Here is a 17,349-nt window from a genome sequence, read left to right as displayed (position 1 = left end):
ATTGGCCGTCACGCGCTGTCCCTTCTTCCTGTTTCCCCACGTTTTCCCCGCACCCTACGCAGTCGCGCGGACACCGCAGGAGGGCCGGGGCGTTTTTGTGTCGCTCTTGCAACAGTCGTCCTGGCAAGAGCCGTTCTGGCAAGAGCCGTTCTGACAGCAGCACTTCTGGCAGTAGCGGTTCTGTCAGAAGCCGCTCCTGCGATCGCTCCTGCACCAGTCGTTCTGCGACAGCAGGGTCGGCTGGGTCAGGCCGGGCGGGTCAGGCCAGCCCGCCCTCCTTCATCTGGCGCAACTCCTTCTTCAGCTCACCGACTTCGTCACGGAGCCGGGCGGCCACCTCGAACTGCAGGTCCGCTGCGGCGGCGCGCATCCGCTCGGTCATCTCCTCGATGATCCCGGCCAGTTCCTCGGCGGGGCGGTCGGTCGGGGCCTTCTTCGCCCCCTTCGCGCTCTTGGCGCCCTTGACTGCCGCACCGCCCAGCGCGGGCACCGGGGCCTGCGGCTGCTTCCCGTCCTTCGCCTTGCGGTAACCCGTACCGAGCAGCTGCTCGGTGTCGACCTCCTCGCGCGCGATCGTCGCGACGATGTCGTTGATCTTCTTACGCAGCGGCTGCGGATCGAGCCCGCGCTCCTTGTTGTACGCGACCTGCTTCTCGCGGCGGCGGTTGGTCTCCTCGATGGCCTTCTCCATCGCCGGGGTGACCCGGTCCGCGTACATGTGGACCTGCCCGGAGACATTTCGCGCCGCACGGCCGATCGTCTGGATCAGCGACGTGCCCGACCGGAGGAAGCCTTCCTTGTCGGCGTCGAGGATGGCGACCAGCGACACCTCGGGGAGGTCGAGCCCCTCACGCAGCAGGTTGATGCCGACCAGCACGTCGTACTCCCCGGCCCGCAGCTCGCGCAGCAGCTCGATACGGCGCAGCGTGTCGACATCACTGTGCAGATAGCGCACCTGGATGCCCAGGTTGAGGAAGTAGTCGGTCAGGTCTTCGGCCATCTTCTTGGTGAGCGTGGTGACCAGGACCCGCTCGTCCTTCTCCGTACGCGTACGGATCTCGTGGACCAGGTCGTCGATCTGGCCCTCGGTGGGCTTGACGACGACCTCGGGGTCGACGAGCCCGGTGGGGCGGATGATCTGCTCCACGAAGCCGTCGCCCCGGGAGAGTTCGTACTTTCCCGGTGTGGCGGAGAGGTAGACGGTCTGCCCGATGCGCTTCTGGAACTCCTCCCACTTCAGCGGCCTGTTGTCCAGCGCGGACGGCAGCCGGAAGCCGTGGTCGACCAGAGTGCGCTTGCGGGAGGCGTCGCCCTCGTACATCGCGCCGATCTGCGGAACGGTGACATGCGACTCGTCCAGGACGAGCAGGAAGTCCTCCGGGAAGTAGTCGATGAGGGTGTTGGGTGCCGTGCCGGGGTCGCGGCCGTCGAAGTGCATCGAGTAGTTCTCGACACCGGAGCAGCTGCCGATCTGGCGCAGCATCTCCAGGTCGTAGGTGGTGCGCATACGCAGCCGCTGGGACTCCAGCATCTTGCCCTGCTTGTCCAGCTCCGCGAGCCGCTCCTCCAGCTCCTTCTCGATGCCGTTGACCGCCTTCTCCATGCGCTCCGGGCCTGCCACGTAGTGGGTCGCCGGGAAGATGTAGAGGGACTCGTCCTCGCTGATGATCTCGCCGGTGAGCGGGTGCAGCGTGGAGAGCGCCTCGATCTCGTCGCCGAACATCTCGATCCGGACGGCGAGCTCCTCGTACACGGGGAAGATCTCGATGGTGTCGCCCCGTACCCGGAAGGTGCCCCGGGTGAACGCAACGTCATTGCGCGTGTACTGGATGTCGACAAACCGGCGCAGCAGCTCGTCCCGGTCCAGCTCCTCGCCGACCTTGAGGGACACCATCCGGTCCACGTACTCCTGCGGCGTGCCGAGGCCGTAGATGCAGGAGACCGAGGCGACCACGACCACGTCGCGGCGGGTCAGCAGCGAGTTCGTCGCGGAGTGGCGCAGGCGCTCGACCTCCTCGTTGATCGAGGAGTCCTTCTCGATGTACGTATCGGACTGCGGTACGTACGCCTCGGGCTGGTAGTAGTCGTAGTACGAGACGAAGTACTCGACGGCGTTGTTGGGGAGCAGCTCGCGGAACTCGTTCGCCAGCTGGGCGGCGAGCGTCTTGTTCGGCGCCATCACCAGCGTGGGGCGCTGAAGCTTCTCGATCATCCAGGCGGTGGTCGCCGACTTGCCTGTGCCGGTCGCACCGAGCAGGACGACGTCCTTCTCACCTGCACGGATACGCTTTTCGAGGTCAGCGATGGCCGTCGGCTGGTCACCGCTGGGCTGGTAGGGACTGACGACCTCGAAAGGCGCCACCGTGCGTTCGATCTTGGAAACGGGCCGCATGCAACCACCGTACGACCACCCACTGACAACCGGGTCCGTCCGCCGCCCGGCCGCGTTGTCGGTGGGCCGCCGTACGGTGGGGGCGTGGAGAACGGAACGCAGGTCGTCGAGATCGAGTGGACCACGATCAGCAGCGACATCGGTCCGCTGCTGCTGGCCGCGACCAGCAGGGGGCTGGTGAGCGTCATGTTCCATGCCGTTCCCGCGGTGCGCCGCAGGGCACTGGAGCAGCTGACCGCACGGTTCGCTGCCGCGCCGGTCGAAGCGCCGGAATCGGCGCGGCTGGCGGAGCCCATACGCCAGCTGGCTGCCTACTTCGACGGTGACCTGCGCACCTTCACGCTGCCACTGGACTGGACACTGACCGCCGGGTTCAACCGCCGGGTGCTGCGCGAACTGGCGGACGGGGTGCCGTACGGGTCGGTCGTCGGGTACGGCGACCTCGCCCGCCGGGTGGGACAGCCGGCGGCCGCGCAGGCGGTGGGCGTCGCGATGGCATCGAACCCACTCCCCGTCGTCGTGCCCTGTCACCGGGTGGTGGAGAGCGACGGCGGTCTGGGCGGATTCGGCGGTGGCACGGAGACGAAGCGGCAGCTCCTGGCGCTGGAGGGCGTGCTGCCGCAGCCCCTGTTCTGAGCGTCGCCCGTACTGAGGTCGTCTGTTCCGACCGTCGCCTGACCCGACCGTCGTCTGTTCTGGTCCGACCGTCGTCTGTTCTGGGTGTTCCTCGACGGCCGCGGCCTGCGCGGCCCCGCCAGGCGCACTGGGCGCCCCGGGGCCACGGCGGCCGGCGGGCCCGTGGTCAGTACCTTCAGAGGCTTCAGATGCCTCAAGGCCTCAGATGCCTCAGAGGCTGATGTGGTACGCCTTGCGCAGCGTCTCGTGGACGGTCCAGGTCGTGCGGTCGCCCTCCCGCAGCACACACGCGTCGCCGGGGCCGATCCGCAGCGTCTCGCCGCCCTCGACCGCGACGGTCGCACGCCCGCTGACGACCACGAACAGTTCGTTGGCCTCGGTGTCGGTCACCACTCCGGGCGTGATCTGCCAGATACCGCGCAGCTGTGTGCCGTCCGCGGACTCCCACAGGACCTTGCCGGTGACCACGGGGTCTCCGGACACGATCTGCGCGGGGTCGAGCGGCTCGGGCTCCAGTTCGGCATCCGGTATGTGCACGGCGAAGGAGGGCGGTGTCTGATCACTTGTCGTCATGGCGGGCAACCTTAGCGACCGGGCCGGCCTGGATGAATCCGGTGTCCACGGGCCGTGCCGGCTGGACCATCGCCTTCCCGTTCTGCTGGGCCATCACCTTCCCGTTCCGGCGGGAGCCTCACCGGGCGTGCGCGGCCGATTGTCAGTGGTCGCGTCTAGCTTGGAATCAGTTGGACAGGCCGATCGGGCCGGTCCTTGGGGAGGGGTGTGCTGTGGCCACTGGCGGGTCGGGAGTGACGACATATCTGGAGCTGTCCCAGGAGGGCGCCGGAGCGCACAAGTTCTACGAAGTGACCGTGAACGGGACGACGGTGGCCGTGCGGTACGGCCGGATCGGTGCGGACGGCCAGCGCCAGGTCTCGACCTTCCCCACCGCGGCCAAGGCACAAGCGGCCGCGGCGAAGAAGGTGGGCGAGAAGGTCCGGAAGGGGTACGCCCCCGCGGTGCAGGGGCAGCGGGCGGCGCGGGCGGTGACCCGCCGTCAGGTGACCTCCGCCCCCTCGACGGCCCGGGCCACGGCGCCCGTTCTCTGGCGCTTCCGTACCGGCACTTCGGCGTTCGGGATCCATATCGACGAGGACCACTGCTGGGTGGGCAATCAGCGCGGCGATGTGTACACGCTGGGCCACGACGGCGAAGTGCTGGCGCGCTTCTCGCTGCCCGACGGGGTCAAGTGCCTGGTCGCCGACGACTTCTGGATCTACGCGGGCTGCGACGACGGCAAGGTGTACGACCTGTCGTCCAAGGTGCCGTTCGCCGCCTACGAGATCGCGGAGGACGTGGACATCTTCTGGCTGGACATCCACGAGGGCGTGCTGAACGTGTCGGACCACAACGGCGGCCTCACCGTCATCGACCACGAGGACGAGTTCCAGTGGTCGCGCCGCTCGAAGGGCAACAACGCCTGGATGGTGCGGGCCGACGACCATGCGGTCTACCACGGGCACACGCACGGCGTGACGGCGTACGCGGCCGACGGCAGCGGCGAGTTGTGGCACACGGACACCTTCGGCGGCGTGCTCTTCGGCTGGCAGGAGGAGACGTCGGTGTACGCGGGCACCGGCCGTCAGGTGGTCGAGCGGCTCTCCAAGGCAACCGGCCGGAGCGAAGCGCGGTACCAGTGCGACGCGGCCGTGTACTCGTGTGCGACATCCGCCGACGGTGAGTATGTCTTCGCGGGCGACCTGGCCTCGTCGGTCTACTGCTTCACCTCGGACGGCACCCGGCTGTGGAAGCTGGGAACGGGCGGCGGTTCGGCGCTCTCCATGCAGTACCACGACGAGAAGCTCTATGTCGTGACCACCGACGGCTCGCTGGCCTGCATCGACGCGAGTGAGGCGGCGATCACCGCAGCGCAGGGCGGAAGCCTGCCGGTCGCCGTGGATGTCAAGCAGGCCGCGGCGCTGCCCACCTACACTCCGACGGCGGACGTGGCCACGGTGAGCGCGCTTCCCGCCCCGGGCGCCGGGATCGTCGTGGAGTGCGTCCAGGTCGGGGGCCGACTGCGGGTCCAGGTGGTGTCGGACGGCTATGAGCCGACCTGGCACGTGCAGTTCCCCCGGGGGATACGGCAGCCGGGCGCGCGTTATGTGGTGGACGCCCTGCACTCCTCGTCGGGCGGCTTCTACCGGGTGCGGGGCGAGATAAAGCGCCTGGTCTAGGGACCTCGCGTGCAGGGATCTGCGGAGCCAGGATGACCTTCGTAGCCAAGTGCCTTCATGGCCAGGCGCCTTCATGGCCGGGGTCGTCCGTACCTGGTGCGGCTTTCCGGCTCAGGCCGGTGGTCCGCTCCAGGCGAGATGGCCGGGGTGGTCCGCCCGTACGACCACATCCGCGGTCTCCGCGGGAGCGACCTCTTCCTCGTACCGCTGGAAGGCGGACAGGGTCCACTGCTCGTCCGTACCGGTGCGGCGCTGGAGTGCGCCCGCCGAGAGCCGCAGATGAACGCTCAAGTCGAAGGGAAACCAGTGTCCGAACAGCAACGGCCCCTGCACGATGAGCACCCCGCCGTCCGGCAGCCGCTGATACGGACTGCGCGTGGCGCGGTCGGTCACCGGGTCCCAGAGGTCGGGCAGCACGCGTCCGCTGCCGCCCGCCTCCAGGGGGCCGAAGACCTCGCGCCAGAGCGCGCCGGTGTCGAACCAACCGCTGTAGTACGTGTCGGGGTCACGTTTCCCGTACTCGTACCGGAGTGAGGCCGGGCGCAGGAAGCCCTGCGTACTGACCACATGGACGGACCGGCCGCGGGCCCGCAGCCCCTCGGCGATCGCGGTCGCCAGCTCTCCGGTGGGGGCGGCGGGCGCACCGTCCACCGCGATCTTGGGCCAGGGACCGCCGTCCGCGGCCTTCAGTTCGTCGGCGCTCCGGGCCAGAGCGTCGGTCAGCCGTTCCCAGGAGATCGCTTCGAGTCGCACCCGTTCATCATCACCGAACCGGCCTCTACGATCGGCCGTATGGATCTGGAATTCGCGCAGAAGTTCGCCGCGGAGTGGCGGGAGGACTGGAACTCGCACGACTTGGAGCGCATTCTCGCGCATTACCACGAGGACGTGACCTTCAGTTCGCCGATGATCGAGCGCTTCAACGGTGACGCGTCAGGAACGGTTCGTGGCAAGGACGAGCTGCGGGCGTACTGGCGGACGGGGCTCGCCCGTATCCCCGATCTGCACTTCGACGTCATGGACGTACGGGCGGGGGTGGACTCGCTCGTGATCGACTATCGGAACCAGATCGGAGGGCGGGTCTATGAGGTGCTGACGTTCCGGGACGGCCTGGTGATCGCGGGCTTCGGCGCGTACGGAACGGTCCTTGCCGTCGAAGAGCGGGGCGAGGAGGAGTAGGGGAGTAGAGGAGGGGGACGGGGAACAGTGGGGGCAGCGGGGAGCCAGCACGGTGGCATGGAGCGGGCCCGGAGGTATGTCCAACCCCCGGGCCCTGATGATGCCGCCCCACTGCACACGCCGGCGCGCTTGAGGGCACAGGTCAGCTGTTACGTCGTCGCGCTCTGCCATTGAGCTACCGCCCCAGGGAGAGGGGCGGGCCGGGGTCGAACCGGCAACCGACGACCAAGCCCGTGCCCGGTCGGACCGGCGATGAGCGGCGAATGCTGAGTCTGGAGCGAGAGTCTGAGATGGGACGCGGCTCATGCCGCTGCATCACGACGAACTTCAGTTTCAGCTTGCGCTCCTCGCGCACCCCGGGCCGCACTGAGGCGGCCGGGGAGTCTGTGACGCTACCCCTGCCCGTCCCCGAAGAGGTAGCCGAATACCGCATCGCCCACGTGCTCGTCGGTGACGTCGGCGCTGTTCGCGTCCTCGCGTGCGAACTTCACCGCCTGCTGAAGCTTCTCGATCCGGCCCACCAGCTCATTGACCCGGCGGGCGGGCAGCGAACCGGAGAACTTCACTGTGGTCCAGTAACCGACCGGCACGTCCTCGTAATACACCTCGACCTGCGCCGGATGGTTTTCGGTCGCCTCGGCCTTGACATGGTTGCGGGGCACTTTCCTCGTACGGACCGTGCGCACCGGCTCGGTCTTCCAGGCGTCGGTCGAGGGGTCCTGCACCCAGAATTCGGATGCGTCGAGAATCGGCAGCTTCCGTGCGAAGGAATGGAGATCGGTGAGCTGTTTCTCCAGGAAAAGCAGATAGGAGACCGGCACGGCGGTGAGCAGCACGCGTCCGTCGACCTTCACATCGGCGCGGGCGGAGCAGTTCGCCCAGTCCTTGGTGGCGGTGACATCGAAGAGCCTGGTCAGGGTGGCGGCGGTGTCCCGCAGCACGTCCTCGGCCTGCACCTGTACCCGCGTGGACTCGGGCGGCAACTGCTCGCCCTCCTCGTCCTTCGGCTGGTAGGTGCGGGAAATTCCCGACAGCAGGACCGGCTTCTGCAGTCCCTGCTGGGCCGCGGTGAGGTCCTGGTGGGACTTTGACTTGATTCCCTTTTCGACTGCGATGATCTGATTGAGTTTCGCCACGGATGGAACGTATCAGCGACAACTCCCGTAGATCCAGGGATTATTGCCGCCCGAGTTCAGGGGGGCTGCCGGAGTTCAGGGGGAGAGGAACGGCAGTGGCGCCCCCGGTAGGATCTCGGCATGCCACTGCCCAAGCCATCACCTACACCAGAGAATGACAAAAACGCCATATCTGACAGTGCCCCGCGGACTAGGATGAACAATCCAATAGCGGGCAGCGGGCAGCGGGCAGCGGGCAGCGGGCAGCGGGCAGCGGGCAGCGGACAGCGGACAGCGGACAGCGGCGGATCGGGTAACCGTCAGAAGTCGGTCCTCTTCGCGGCGCGTTCAGCAACCGCCCTGCACCGGCTTCTCGACGTAGCGCCGGTCTTCGCCGGTGACAACCGGATCGGCCGCCGCCGGTTCACTCTGGTCCCGGGCTCTGACTTCGGGGTCGACGCACTCGCCGCGATCGAGGCCGCGGATGCGCGCACCGTCCCCTGGGCGGAGGCCCTGCGGCAGCCGTACGACCTGATTGTCGCCGCCAGCCCCAAAGGCGATCTGGACCTGCTCACCGGACCGCTCGCCCTGCTCCCGCACGGAGCGGGCTTCAACAAGTCGCTCGCCGGGGAAGGATCCGCCGATTCGGCCTCCGGGCTCGATCCGGCGTGGCTGCTGCGCGACGGCCGGCCCCTTGCTGATCTGCACGGGCTCGCCCACCCCGGCCAGGTCGCACGGCTCGCGGCCGGCTGCCCGGCCGCCGCCGCCCGCGCGAGCGTGGTCGGAGACCCCGTCCTGGACCGTATGCTCGCATCGCTTCCGCGCCGTGACGCCTATCGCGCCTCTCTCGGGACCGGAGGCCGCAGGCTCATCGCCCTCACCTCGACCTGGGGACCGGAGTCCCTGCTGGAGCGGCGGCCCGATCTGCCCACCGAGCTGGCCGAGCATCTCGACTGCGACGCCTACCAGTTGGCGCTGATCGTGCATCCGAACGAGCACAGCAGGACGGGCTCGTACGACCTGCGGCAGGCCCTCTCCCCCGCTCTCGCGTCAGGGCTGCTCCTGCCGCGGCCGTACGAAGAGTGGGCCTCGGTCCTCGTGGCGGCCGACGGCGTCATCACCGACCACGGCTCGACTGCGCTGTACGCGGCGGCCCTCGGCATCCCGATGGCAGCGGGATGCGACGGCGGCAGCGAACTCATCCCCGGCACACCGATGGCCGAACTCCTCTCCCGGGTAACGGTCCTGGACACGGCGGCAGACCTGGAACCGGCGCTGGCGGCCAACTCGCCGCAAACGGTCCGCGCCCTGGCCGCACCGGCCTTCGCCGAACAGGGCAGGGCTCTGGACCGACTGCGTACCGAGCTCTACGCGCTGTTGGCCATCGCTCCCCCGACGGCCGCTATCAGCGCCCGCCCTCTTCCGCAGCCCGCTCCTGCCCCGAGCACCCCGACAGCCTTCACCGTGCAAACGGAGATCCACGGGGCGGAGATCCGTATCGAACGCCGTCCCGCCCCCGCCGAACTCCCGGCCCATCACCTCGCGGTGGAACTGGAACGCGCCACCGCCCCCCTGTCCCAGAGCGCGGCACTGCTCTTCCGCCGCCGTACCCGGCCCGACCGGACCGCGCCGCACTCCGTCACCTGGACGGCAGCCGGCTGGACCGCACATACGCTCGCGGACCACCCGGGGCGCCGTACCGCCGCCGTCGAACTCTCCGGCTCCCGCTGGCTGCTCCGCAGGGCGCAGACTCCTCTGCTCACCGTCCGCGTCGAGGGATCCTCCGATGAAGGGACGGTCGTACGGACCGATCCGGCCGCCGTTCTCTCCGGTGTGCACGCCTGGCTCACCGACAATCCGTACCCCGACAACCCGCAACCCGGCGTTCCGGTCACCCTGCACTGCGAAGTGGCGGGCCGGACGTACCGCGCACATCTGGCTCCCGCCGCCGACGACGAGGCCGCGCACGAGCTGTAGCCGCCGCGCATCAGGCACGTGCGGATCAGGACGGGCCGCCCGCGCCGGTGTCCGGGAGACCGCCCTCCCGTTCGCAGATCGCCCGGGCCGACGCCCGGTGCGCCGAGGCCGCCTCCTCGTCGCCGCAGTCCGCCGCCAACGAGCCGAGCGCCTCCAGGACCCGCACCTCGTCCCGCCCGGAGCCACGCTCACGGGCCCCGTCCAGGGCGGCCGCGTAGAGTGCGGCGGCCTCCTCCCGGCGGGCGAGCCCCTGCAGCACCCGGCCCAGCTCGAAGCCGGTCCTGGCGGTCATCCGTTCGCGCTCCTGCTCCCGGGCCATCTCGTGGGCGCGTGCCAACAGCGTTGCCGCCCGGTCCGGTTCGCCCAGAGCCGCGGCGGCCTGGCCCAGCAGGTGGGTCTGGAGCAGTACCCCGTAGGCGTTGCCGATCCGGGTGTGGATCTGCCGGGATTCCTCGAAGTCCGGTACGGCGCTCGCCCAGTCCCCCTGTTCGGAGCGGGCCCGGCCGCGGAACTCCAGCGCGGACGCCCACAGTTTCAGCTCGCCGTCCGCCGGGGCTCCGCCGAGCAGCCGGGCGCCGCCCACTGCGAGCCCCACCTCGGTCTCCGCCTCCTCGTACCGCTTCTGTTCCCACAGCGGGCGGGCCAGTTGGCAGCGCATCCGCACCAGTGCGGCGATGTGCCCCGCGCGCTGAGCGGCGTCCCGGCCCGTGCGGAAGGCCTCGGTCACCTCGCCGTAGTGCGCATGGTCGAGAAAATGCGTCCACAAGGGTTCGCAGAGCGCCCAGGCCTCGGTGTCCATGCCGTACGCGTAGGCCGCACGGACGCATCCGTACAGTGCGAGGTGCTCGCCCTCCAGCCACCGCAGGGCTCCCAGCTTGCCCGCCGCGAACTCCACATCCGGTGCCCCCTCGACGGCGGGCATCGCGTCGGCGAACTTCATGCGCGGTCCGGCGGCCAGCGCGTCCGCCCGCTGGGCCTGGCGCAGATACCAGCGGATCACCCGCCCGCGTGCCTCAGCGGCCTCGGTCTCCCCGCCGTGACGCCGTGCGCAGCGCACTGCATGGGCCCGGAGCAGATCGTGCATCGCCGGGCGGCCGCCCCGCCCTGGCAGCAGCAGACTGGCCCGCTCCAGCTCTTCCAGAGCGTCCTCGGCGGCGTCCGCGCCCTCGCCGAACAGTGCGGTAACAGCCTCCGGCAGGAGATACGGGCCGGGGTGCACCGCGAGCAGCCGGTACAGCCGGGCGGCATCCGGTCCGAGGTCTCCGTATGCCGCGTCCCAGACAGCTTCGACCAAGGGGAGGCCCCTCTCCGCCAGCTCGTCGGTCAGCTGAGCGACCAGCCGCATCAGTGTCCTCCTGCGGTGCTTGCGCAGCCACTCGCCCGCGACCTCCAGCGCGGCGGGCAGGCCGCCGCACGCCCTGGCCAGGGCCTCGGCCGCCGCGGGTTCGGTGGAGAAGCGCGGATCGTCGGCGATGGCGCGCAGCAGCTGCGCCGCGTGCTCGTGTCCGAGCGGACCCAGCGGAATCTCCAGATCGGCGCCGCCCTTCAGGTCGTCCAGCCGGCCCTGGCCGATGGCGATCACGACGGAGTCCGCCGATGCGGGCATCAGCTGTTCCAGCTCAAGCCCGAACCTGACGTTGTCGACCACGAGGACCAGGCGTCTGCCCTGAGTGCGGGCCCAGTACTGCCGACGGCGTCCGGCGTACGCCGGTTCCACCCAGTCCGGCCGCACGCCCAGCGAGCGGAGCAGCTCACCCAGGACCTCGGCTGTCTCGACGCCGCCGTCCCGGCGGTGGTCGTCGAGGTCGACGAACCGCAGGGCATCAGGAAATTCCTCGGCCAGTCCCCGCGCGAGCCGCACCCCGAGCGCTGTCTTACCGACGCCGCGCAGCCCGTGGACCGCTACGACGAGCGGCCGCTCCGCAGCAACTCCGCCGACGGCTCGGCCCGTTCCTCTGTGTTCCTGAACCACCCTGGCCACAGAGGCCTGTTCGGTGTCCCGGTCGACGAAGTGCGCCGCGCCGGGCGGCAGCTGGAACGCGGTGATCTCAGGACCTGTATCCGCACTCTGATGAAAGTGGACCTCCCCCACGCTTCCGGCCTGCACGACCGTCCCCACTCGGGCCTGCCCGCTCACGCTGTTCCGCGTCTCTTCGACCACGTGTCAACTCTATGCAGTACCACTGACATTGGGGTGCTCCGCCAGGGGAAGTAATGGGCCATGACGGATCGCCCGCTGCTGCTGATCGACGTGGATGGCCCCCTCAACCCGTACTCCGCCCGGCTCGCCCGCCTGCGCGGATACACGGCCCACCGCTTCCACCCGGCGAACTGGCTCGCGCGCCAGACACCGGGTTCCCGGGCCCACCGGCGAGGCCTGTGCGTGCGGCTCCATCCGGAGCACGGCGCCCGCCTCACCGCCCTCCCCTTCGAACTCGTGTGGGCAACCACCTGGATGCACGAGGCGAACGAGATGATCGCCCCGGCCATCGGCCTGCCGCGCGCCCTTCCGGTCATCGAATGGCCCGAGCTCTTCGCGACGGATCCCGACGGGCTCTACTGGAAGACCCGCCCACTCCTGGAGTGGGCCGCGGGCCGCCCCTTCGCCTGGGTGGACGACATGATCACGGACCTGGACACGGCTCATGTCACGACACACCATGACGCGCCGTCGCTCCTCCTGCGGATAGCCCCCCGACACGGCTTGCGGGAGAGGGACTTCACCACTCTGACCGACTGGTCGAAGTCATTGTGACGCCGGGGCCACGCCCGTGACGCCGGGGGCCACGCCCCGCTCGGGAGGCTGAGCCTCCCGAGCGGACGGCGGGAGACAAAACAAAAGGCAAAGAGGGTTACCCACTCCTTGCCACTCTTAATTTATAGCGCACTGGGGGGCTTGCGGCAAGGCCCCGGTCGTACCGCAGAATCGTCGGCCGAGGCCGGAATCCACGGAAACGGAAAAGGAAACAGAAACACAAGCGCCGGTCGCGAAATGTGCCGCCACCATGCCCGCGGTGATGCCCGCAGTGATGGCCGCCAAGCCCGACGCCTTCGTCACACCGGTCCAGAAGCCGTGCTGCGCGCGTGCTGAACGCGGGCTGAGCGCAAGGGCGGCAAGGGCGCGCGCAACGGCCGCGAGCCACCTCGGATCGGACCCAACAGATCGGAACCAGCGACGTGAACCCTCTGCCCACCAGAGCGTTCGACCTCCCCGACCGTCTCTCCCCCAAGGCCGACCCGGCACTGATCTCCGGCGATGAGCAGCACTTCGCGGCCATCGCGGAGTGCCTCGACCAGTCGATCGCCGAGCTCTCCGCCCGCCTCGATGCCGAGCGCAGGGCGCCCGGCGGCATCGGCCGGCAGGCGATGGACCGGGACATGGAGATCCACCGGCTGACCGCCCGATTGCGCACACTGCGCCGTTTCGGCCTGGATCTCTGCCTCGGGCGCATGGTCGGCGCGGACAGCCCCGACCCCGTGTACGTCGGACGCCTCGGCCTCAAGGACAGCGCGGGCCGCCGGCTGCTGCTCGACTGGCGCTCCCCCGCGGCCGAGCCGTTCTTCGGAGCCACCCACGCCAACCCGATGGGCCTGGCGAGCCGCCGCAGATATCGCTGGACGGACGGTCTCATCAGCGACTACTGGGACGAGGTGTTCACCTCGAAGGGGTTTGCCGGACATGCCGCGCTCGACGACCAGTCCGCCTTCATCGCCGGCCTGGGCGCCCATCGGTCGCCACGGATGCGAGACGTACTCAGCACCATCCAGGCCGATCAGGACGCCATCATCCGCGCGGGATCCCGCGGCGCCCTCGTCGTCGACGGCGGCCCGGGTACCGGAAAGACCGTCGTCGCTCTGCACCGCTCCGCCTACCTCCTCTACTCCGACCCCCACCTCGGCCACCACCGGGGCGGCGTGCTGTTCGTCGGTCCGCACCAGCCGTACCTGGGGTACGTCGCCGATGTCCTCCCCAGCCTCGGAGAGGAGGGCGTGCAGACCTGCACGCTGCGGGACCTCGTCGCCGAGGGGGCCGCGGCAGGGACCGAGACCGACCCGGGCGTGGCCCTCCTGAAGTCGTCCGCGGACCTGGTCGGGGCGGTCGAGACGGCCGTCAGGTTCTACGAGGAGCCGCCCGCCAAGGGCATGACGGTCACGACCCACTGGTCCGACATCTGGCTGAGCGCCGACGACTGGGCCGTCGCGTTCGAAGCAGCGGAACCGGGCACTCCGCACAACGAGGCGCGCGACCAGGTCCGGGAGGAGCTGCTCACGATCCTGGCGGACAAGGTGGTCAGGACCGACCAGCACGACGACGGCGATGTACCGGCCGAACTGCTCCGCAAGTCGCTGCTGCAGGACCGTGAGCTGCTCACCGCCTTCGACCGCGCATGGCCACTGCTCGAAGCGGCTGACATCGTCGGAGACCTGTGGTCGGTGCCCGCCTATCTGCGGATGTGCGCCCCCTGGCTCGGCCCCGACGACGTCCGGCGGCTGCAGCGCGCGGACGCCCAGGCCTGGACGGTGTCCGACCTGCCGCTCCTGGACGCGGCACGGCAGCGGCTCGGCGACCCGGAGGCGTCACGGCGCAAGCACCGGCACAACGCCGCCGTCGCCGCCGAACGCGAGCAGATGGCCATGGTCGTCGACACCCTGCTCGACGCGGACGACGACGGTGAAGGTGTGCTGACGATGCTGCACGGACAGGACATCAAGGACAGCCTGGTCGACGAGACCGCACGGCCCGGCGCCGAACCGGACCTGCTCGCAGGACCGTTCGCACATGTCGTCGTGGACGAGGCGCAGGAACTGACCGACGCGGAGTGGCAGATGCTGCTGCTCCGGTGCCCGTCCCGGAGCTTCACCGTCGTCGGGGACCGCGCCCAGGCCAGGCACGGGTTCACGGAGCCGTGGCGGGAACGGCTCGAACGGGTCGGGCTCGACCGGATCAGCCTGGCCTCCCTGAGCGTCAACTACCGGACGCCGGAGGAAATCATGACGGAAGCCGAGCCGGTCATCCGGGCCGCGCTCCCGGACGCCAACGTGCCCGCCTCCATCCGCAGCACCGGGGTCCCCGTAGTACACGGATCCGCCGCGGATCTGGCAGCGGTCCTCGACACCTGGCTCGCCGCACACGCCGAGGGGATCGCGTGCGTCATCGGCGATCCCGCGTTCCGGTCGACGTCCCGTGTCCGGTCGCTGACCCCGGAGCTGTCGAAGGGCCTCGAATTCGACCTGGTCGTCCTGATCGACCCGGAGGCGTTCGGCGAGGGCATCGAAGGAGCTGTCGACCGCTATGTCGCGATGACCCGGGCCACCCGGCAACTGGTCATCCTCACCAGCCCCTGACAACGGCCCGTCTCCCTCGCACCGGCCGCACGAACACCTCGCCCCGGCCGGACGAATGCTCTGCACCGGCGGGACGAATACCCGATTTCGCCCGTCCCCACCACGCCGGTTCACCATGTGCAACGGGGGGTTGACCACTCCCCCGCTGCCTCGTACGGTGCTCCCACCTCGAAGGTGTATCGATTAACCACCTGCCGGGTGCCCACTCCCCTGCTCCCCCGTAGGAGGCCGCACGCCGTGCGTTCCATGCTGAATCGCCGTGGGTTCATCTCCGCGGGTGCGGCCGTCGCCGCCGGTGTCGCCGTGCCCGGTCTTTCCGGGTGCGGGATGCTCGGAGGGGACGAATCCGACCCCGACACCCTGGTCGTCCACAGTTCGCTGGGCGGCACCGCGCCCGGCTCCGCGACCTTCCGGGCCGTGCTCGACATGTTCCGCAAGGAGAACCCGGGACTCAAGGTCAAGACCCTGATCAACGGGGACGAGTTGGGACAGGTCTACGAGACGTCGCGGCTGGCGCACAAAGAGGCCGACGTCGTCATGGTCAACCTCTACGACAAGACCGTTTCCTGGACCGAACTCGGCGCCACGGTGACCGTCAACGGCTATCTCGACGACTGGGACCTGCGCAAGCGCATCCTGCCCGCCGCGCTCGCCGAGTGGACCGACGAGAAGGGCCGGCTCCGCGCCCTCCCGTACATCGCGAGCAACTGGCCCGTCGCCTTCAACCGCGGCCTGATGCGCAAGGCAGGCGTCGAGGACATCCCGCTCACCGGGGACGCGCTGATCGCCGCGGCCAGGAAGCTCCGTGCGAAGGGCACCGCCCCCGTCACCATCGGCGGCAACGACTGGACGGGGCAGAAGCTCCTCGCCCAGATCATCCAGTCCTTCCTGACCGCCGACCAGGCCAAGAAGCTCTACGCCACCGGCGACTTCAGCGGGATCAAGGGCGCACGGGAAGGCATCGAGTACTTCGTCGAGCTGCGGGACGCCGGTGTCTTCACCGACAAGGCCCAGGGGCTCACCACCGACTCGATGACCACGCAGTTCAACACCGGGGCGGCCGCCATGCAGTCGGCGATGTCCTCCGCGCTCGCCCGCGTTCCTGACAACGTTGCCAGCCAGACGGATGTCGGCGGCTGGCCGCTGCCTCCCGGCGCTGTGCACGACAAGCCGACCATCCTGCGGACCTTCACCGTCTCCGGTTTCTGGGTCAGCCCCAACGGCACCAGGAAGATCGAGACCGTCGAGAAGTTCGTCCGCTTCATGTACCGGCCGGAGGTCGTCAGCCGGTTCGTATCGGAGGGCGGCCGGGACATGGCGGTACGGACGGACACCCTGAGCGACACGTTCCCGCTGGTCGCCAAGGCACAGCAACTGGGCGACAGCGTCAGCCAGGTGGTACTGCCCGACCTCTACGTACCGCCGTCGGCCGTCCAGCCGATGATCCAGGCCACCAGCACCGCCTTCACCCCGGGCGTCAGCTCCCGCCGTATTCTCTCCGCGCTCCAGGGCGCGTACCGCAACGCCTGAGGAGGCAACCCCATGACGATGACCTCGTCCGTCAGGCCCGCCTCCCGGCAGGCGGTCCCACCCGCCGCGCGGCGCGAGCGGCGCGGTCCGCGCACCACGATCCTCGCGCTGCCCGCCCTCGTCTGGTATCTGGTCTTCATGGTCGGGCCGATGGTCGCGATCTTCGTGATCGCCGCCCTGCACTGGCCCGGCATGCTCCAGCCGACGTCCTTCGCCGGAGCGGGCAACTTCCAGGCGCTCTTCGACGATCCGGTCTTCTGGCAGGCCATGCGCAACACCGGTCTCCAGATGGTCATCGCGCTTCCGGTGATGATCGTCTGCGCCTACATGGTCGGGTACTACGTCGCCCAGAAGCCGCCGGGCCACAAGGTGATCCGCTATCTGCTGTTCGTCCCCGGGCTCATCTCCACCCCGGCCAAGGCCATGGTCTTCTACGCCGCACTCTCCCCGGACGGCCTGGTCAACGGCGCCCTGAAGTCCGTCGGCCTCGGATCGGTGACCGACGCCTGGCTCGCCAATCCCGACACCGCGCTCTACTGCCTGATCGCCCTGGACGTCTGGGCCGGAATCGGGTTCACCGCCGTCCTCTTCGCCGCACGGCTCGACAGCGTGCCCGAGGAGATCGGCGAGGCGGCGCAGCTGGACGGGGCCGGGCACTGGCGCGCCATGTGGCGCATCCACTTCCCGGTCATCAAGGAGTACGTCGGTGTCGTCACGATGCTCCAGTTCCTCTGGACGCTCTTCGGCTCCGCGCAGCAGGTGCTGCTGCTGACCCAGGGCGGCCCCGCCAACTCCTCGACCACGCTGTCCTTCCTCGTCTACGAGAAGGCCTTCATGGAGAGCGACCTCGGCTACAGCCAGGCCGTCGGTGTGGTCCTCTTCCTCGCGGGGCTCGCCGGGCTGCTCGCCATCCGCCGTGTCTTCCGCCAGAGTTACTGAT

General features: G+C 69.4%; 13 protein-coding genes. 8 read left to right on the top strand and 5 right to left on the bottom strand.

All coding sequences use genetic code 11. The features are described from left to right. Positions 1-259: 259 nt before the first annotated feature. On the bottom strand, positions 260-2,392 hold the full coding sequence (gene uvrB, locus OG385_RS25905) for an excinuclease ABC subunit UvrB (RefSeq protein ID WP_266858114.1): 2,133 nt from the start codon (positions 2,390-2,392) through the stop codon (positions 260-262). 84 nt (positions 2,393-2,476) lie between these two features. Between uvrB and OG385_RS25900 the strand changes: the two genes are divergently transcribed. After that, entirely contained in the window at positions 2,477-3,028 is a 552-nt protein-coding gene (locus OG385_RS25900) for a methylated-DNA--[protein]-cysteine S-methyltransferase (protein WP_266858112.1), read from the top strand. 210 nt (positions 3,029-3,238) lie between these two features. On the opposite strand, the gene OG385_RS25895 is transcribed toward OG385_RS25900, so the two are convergent. Beyond that, positions 3,239-3,601, bottom strand: a complete 363-nt coding sequence (locus tag OG385_RS25895; protein ID WP_266858110.1) for a cupin domain-containing protein — start codon at positions 3,599-3,601, stop codon at positions 3,239-3,241. A 212-nt stretch (positions 3,602-3,813) separates the two neighbouring features. On the opposite strand from OG385_RS25895, the gene OG385_RS25890 reads away from it, so the two are divergent. Further along, complete coding sequence (locus OG385_RS25890) at positions 3,814-5,262, top strand: WGR domain-containing protein (protein WP_266858108.1); 1,449 nt, start codon at positions 3,814-3,816, stop codon at positions 5,260-5,262. Between the two features lie 111 nt (positions 5,263-5,373). On the opposite strand, the gene OG385_RS25885 is transcribed toward OG385_RS25890, so the two are convergent. After that, a complete protein-coding gene (locus OG385_RS25885; protein ID WP_266858106.1) occupies positions 5,374-6,015 on the bottom strand; it encodes a uridine kinase in 642 nt (213 codons plus the stop codon). A gap of 39 nt (positions 6,016-6,054) precedes the next feature. On the opposite strand from OG385_RS25885, the gene OG385_RS25880 reads away from it, so the two are divergent. Beyond that, positions 6,055-6,441, top strand: coding sequence for a nuclear transport factor 2 family protein (locus tag OG385_RS25880; protein ID WP_266858104.1), 387 nt, complete (start codon positions 6,055-6,057; stop codon positions 6,439-6,441). A 392-nt stretch (positions 6,442-6,833) separates the two neighbouring features. Here the strand turns inward: OG385_RS25880 and OG385_RS25875 are convergent, their stop codons facing one another. Next, complete coding sequence (locus tag OG385_RS25875) at positions 6,834-7,577, bottom strand: hypothetical protein (protein WP_266858102.1); 744 nt, start codon at positions 7,575-7,577, stop codon at positions 6,834-6,836. A gap of 195 nt (positions 7,578-7,772) precedes the next feature. On the opposite strand from OG385_RS25875, the gene OG385_RS25870 reads away from it, so the two are divergent. After that, positions 7,773-9,533 (top strand): translation initiation factor 2, encoded by a 1,761-nt coding sequence (locus tag OG385_RS25870; protein WP_266858100.1) that lies wholly within the window; start codon positions 7,773-7,775, stop codon positions 9,531-9,533. Positions 9,534-9,558: 25 nt separating this feature from the next. On the opposite strand, the gene OG385_RS25865 is transcribed toward OG385_RS25870, so the two are convergent. Beyond that, complete coding sequence (locus tag OG385_RS25865; protein ID WP_266858098.1) at positions 9,559-11,694, bottom strand: tetratricopeptide repeat protein; 2,136 nt, start codon at positions 11,692-11,694, stop codon at positions 9,559-9,561. Positions 11,695-11,754: 60 nt separating this feature from the next. Between OG385_RS25865 and OG385_RS25860 the strand changes: the two genes are divergently transcribed. The 4 genes from OG385_RS25860 (at position 11,755) to OG385_RS25845 (ending at position 17,348) form a co-directional block, all read left to right on the top strand. Further along, positions 11,755-12,288 (top strand): hypothetical protein, encoded by a 534-nt coding sequence (locus OG385_RS25860; RefSeq protein ID WP_266858096.1) that lies wholly within the window; start codon positions 11,755-11,757, stop codon positions 12,286-12,288. Between the two features lie 422 nt (positions 12,289-12,710). After that, positions 12,711-14,879 carry an RNA polymerase recycling motor ATPase HelR gene (gene helR / locus OG385_RS25855; RefSeq protein ID WP_266858094.1) on the top strand — a complete coding sequence of 723 codons (2,169 nt, stop codon included), beginning with the start codon at positions 12,711-12,713 and terminating at the stop codon, positions 14,877-14,879. Positions 14,880-15,116: 237 nt separating this feature from the next. Continuing rightward, positions 15,117-16,409 (top strand): ABC transporter substrate-binding protein, encoded by a 1,293-nt coding sequence (locus OG385_RS25850; RefSeq protein WP_266858092.1) that lies wholly within the window; start codon positions 15,117-15,119, stop codon positions 16,407-16,409. 12 nt (positions 16,410-16,421) lie between these two features. Beyond that, positions 16,422-17,348, top strand: coding sequence for a carbohydrate ABC transporter permease (locus tag OG385_RS25845; RefSeq protein ID WP_266858091.1), 927 nt, complete (start codon positions 16,422-16,424; stop codon positions 17,346-17,348). Position 17,349: the final 1 nt, after the last annotated feature.

This window comes from Streptomyces sp. NBC_01306, assembly GCF_026340465.1.
Taxonomy (GTDB): domain Bacteria; phylum Actinomycetota; class Actinomycetes; order Streptomycetales; family Streptomycetaceae; genus Streptomyces.
The sequence above is the reverse complement of the archived record's forward strand: the minus strand, read 5'-3'. Positions and strand labels throughout refer to the sequence as shown.

Coding starts and splice junctions, on each gene's coding strand:
- uvrB (WP_266858114.1), bottom strand. CDS start 2,392: ATGCGGCCCGTTTCCAAGATCGAACGCACGGTGGCGCCTTTCGAGGTC.
- OG385_RS25895 (WP_266858110.1), bottom strand. CDS start 3,601: ATGACGACAAGTGATCAGACACCGCCCTCCTTCGCCGTGCACATACCG.
- OG385_RS25880 (WP_266858104.1), top strand. CDS start 6,055: ATGGATCTGGAATTCGCGCAGAAGTTCGCCGCGGAGTGGCGGGAGGAC.
- OG385_RS25870 (WP_266858100.1), top strand. CDS start 7,773: ATGAACAATCCAATAGCGGGCAGCGGGCAGCGGGCAGCGGGCAGCGGG.
- OG385_RS25860 (WP_266858096.1), top strand. CDS start 11,755: ATGACGGATCGCCCGCTGCTGCTGATCGACGTGGATGGCCCCCTCAAC.
- OG385_RS25845 (WP_266858091.1), top strand. CDS start 16,422: ATGACGATGACCTCGTCCGTCAGGCCCGCCTCCCGGCAGGCGGTCCCA.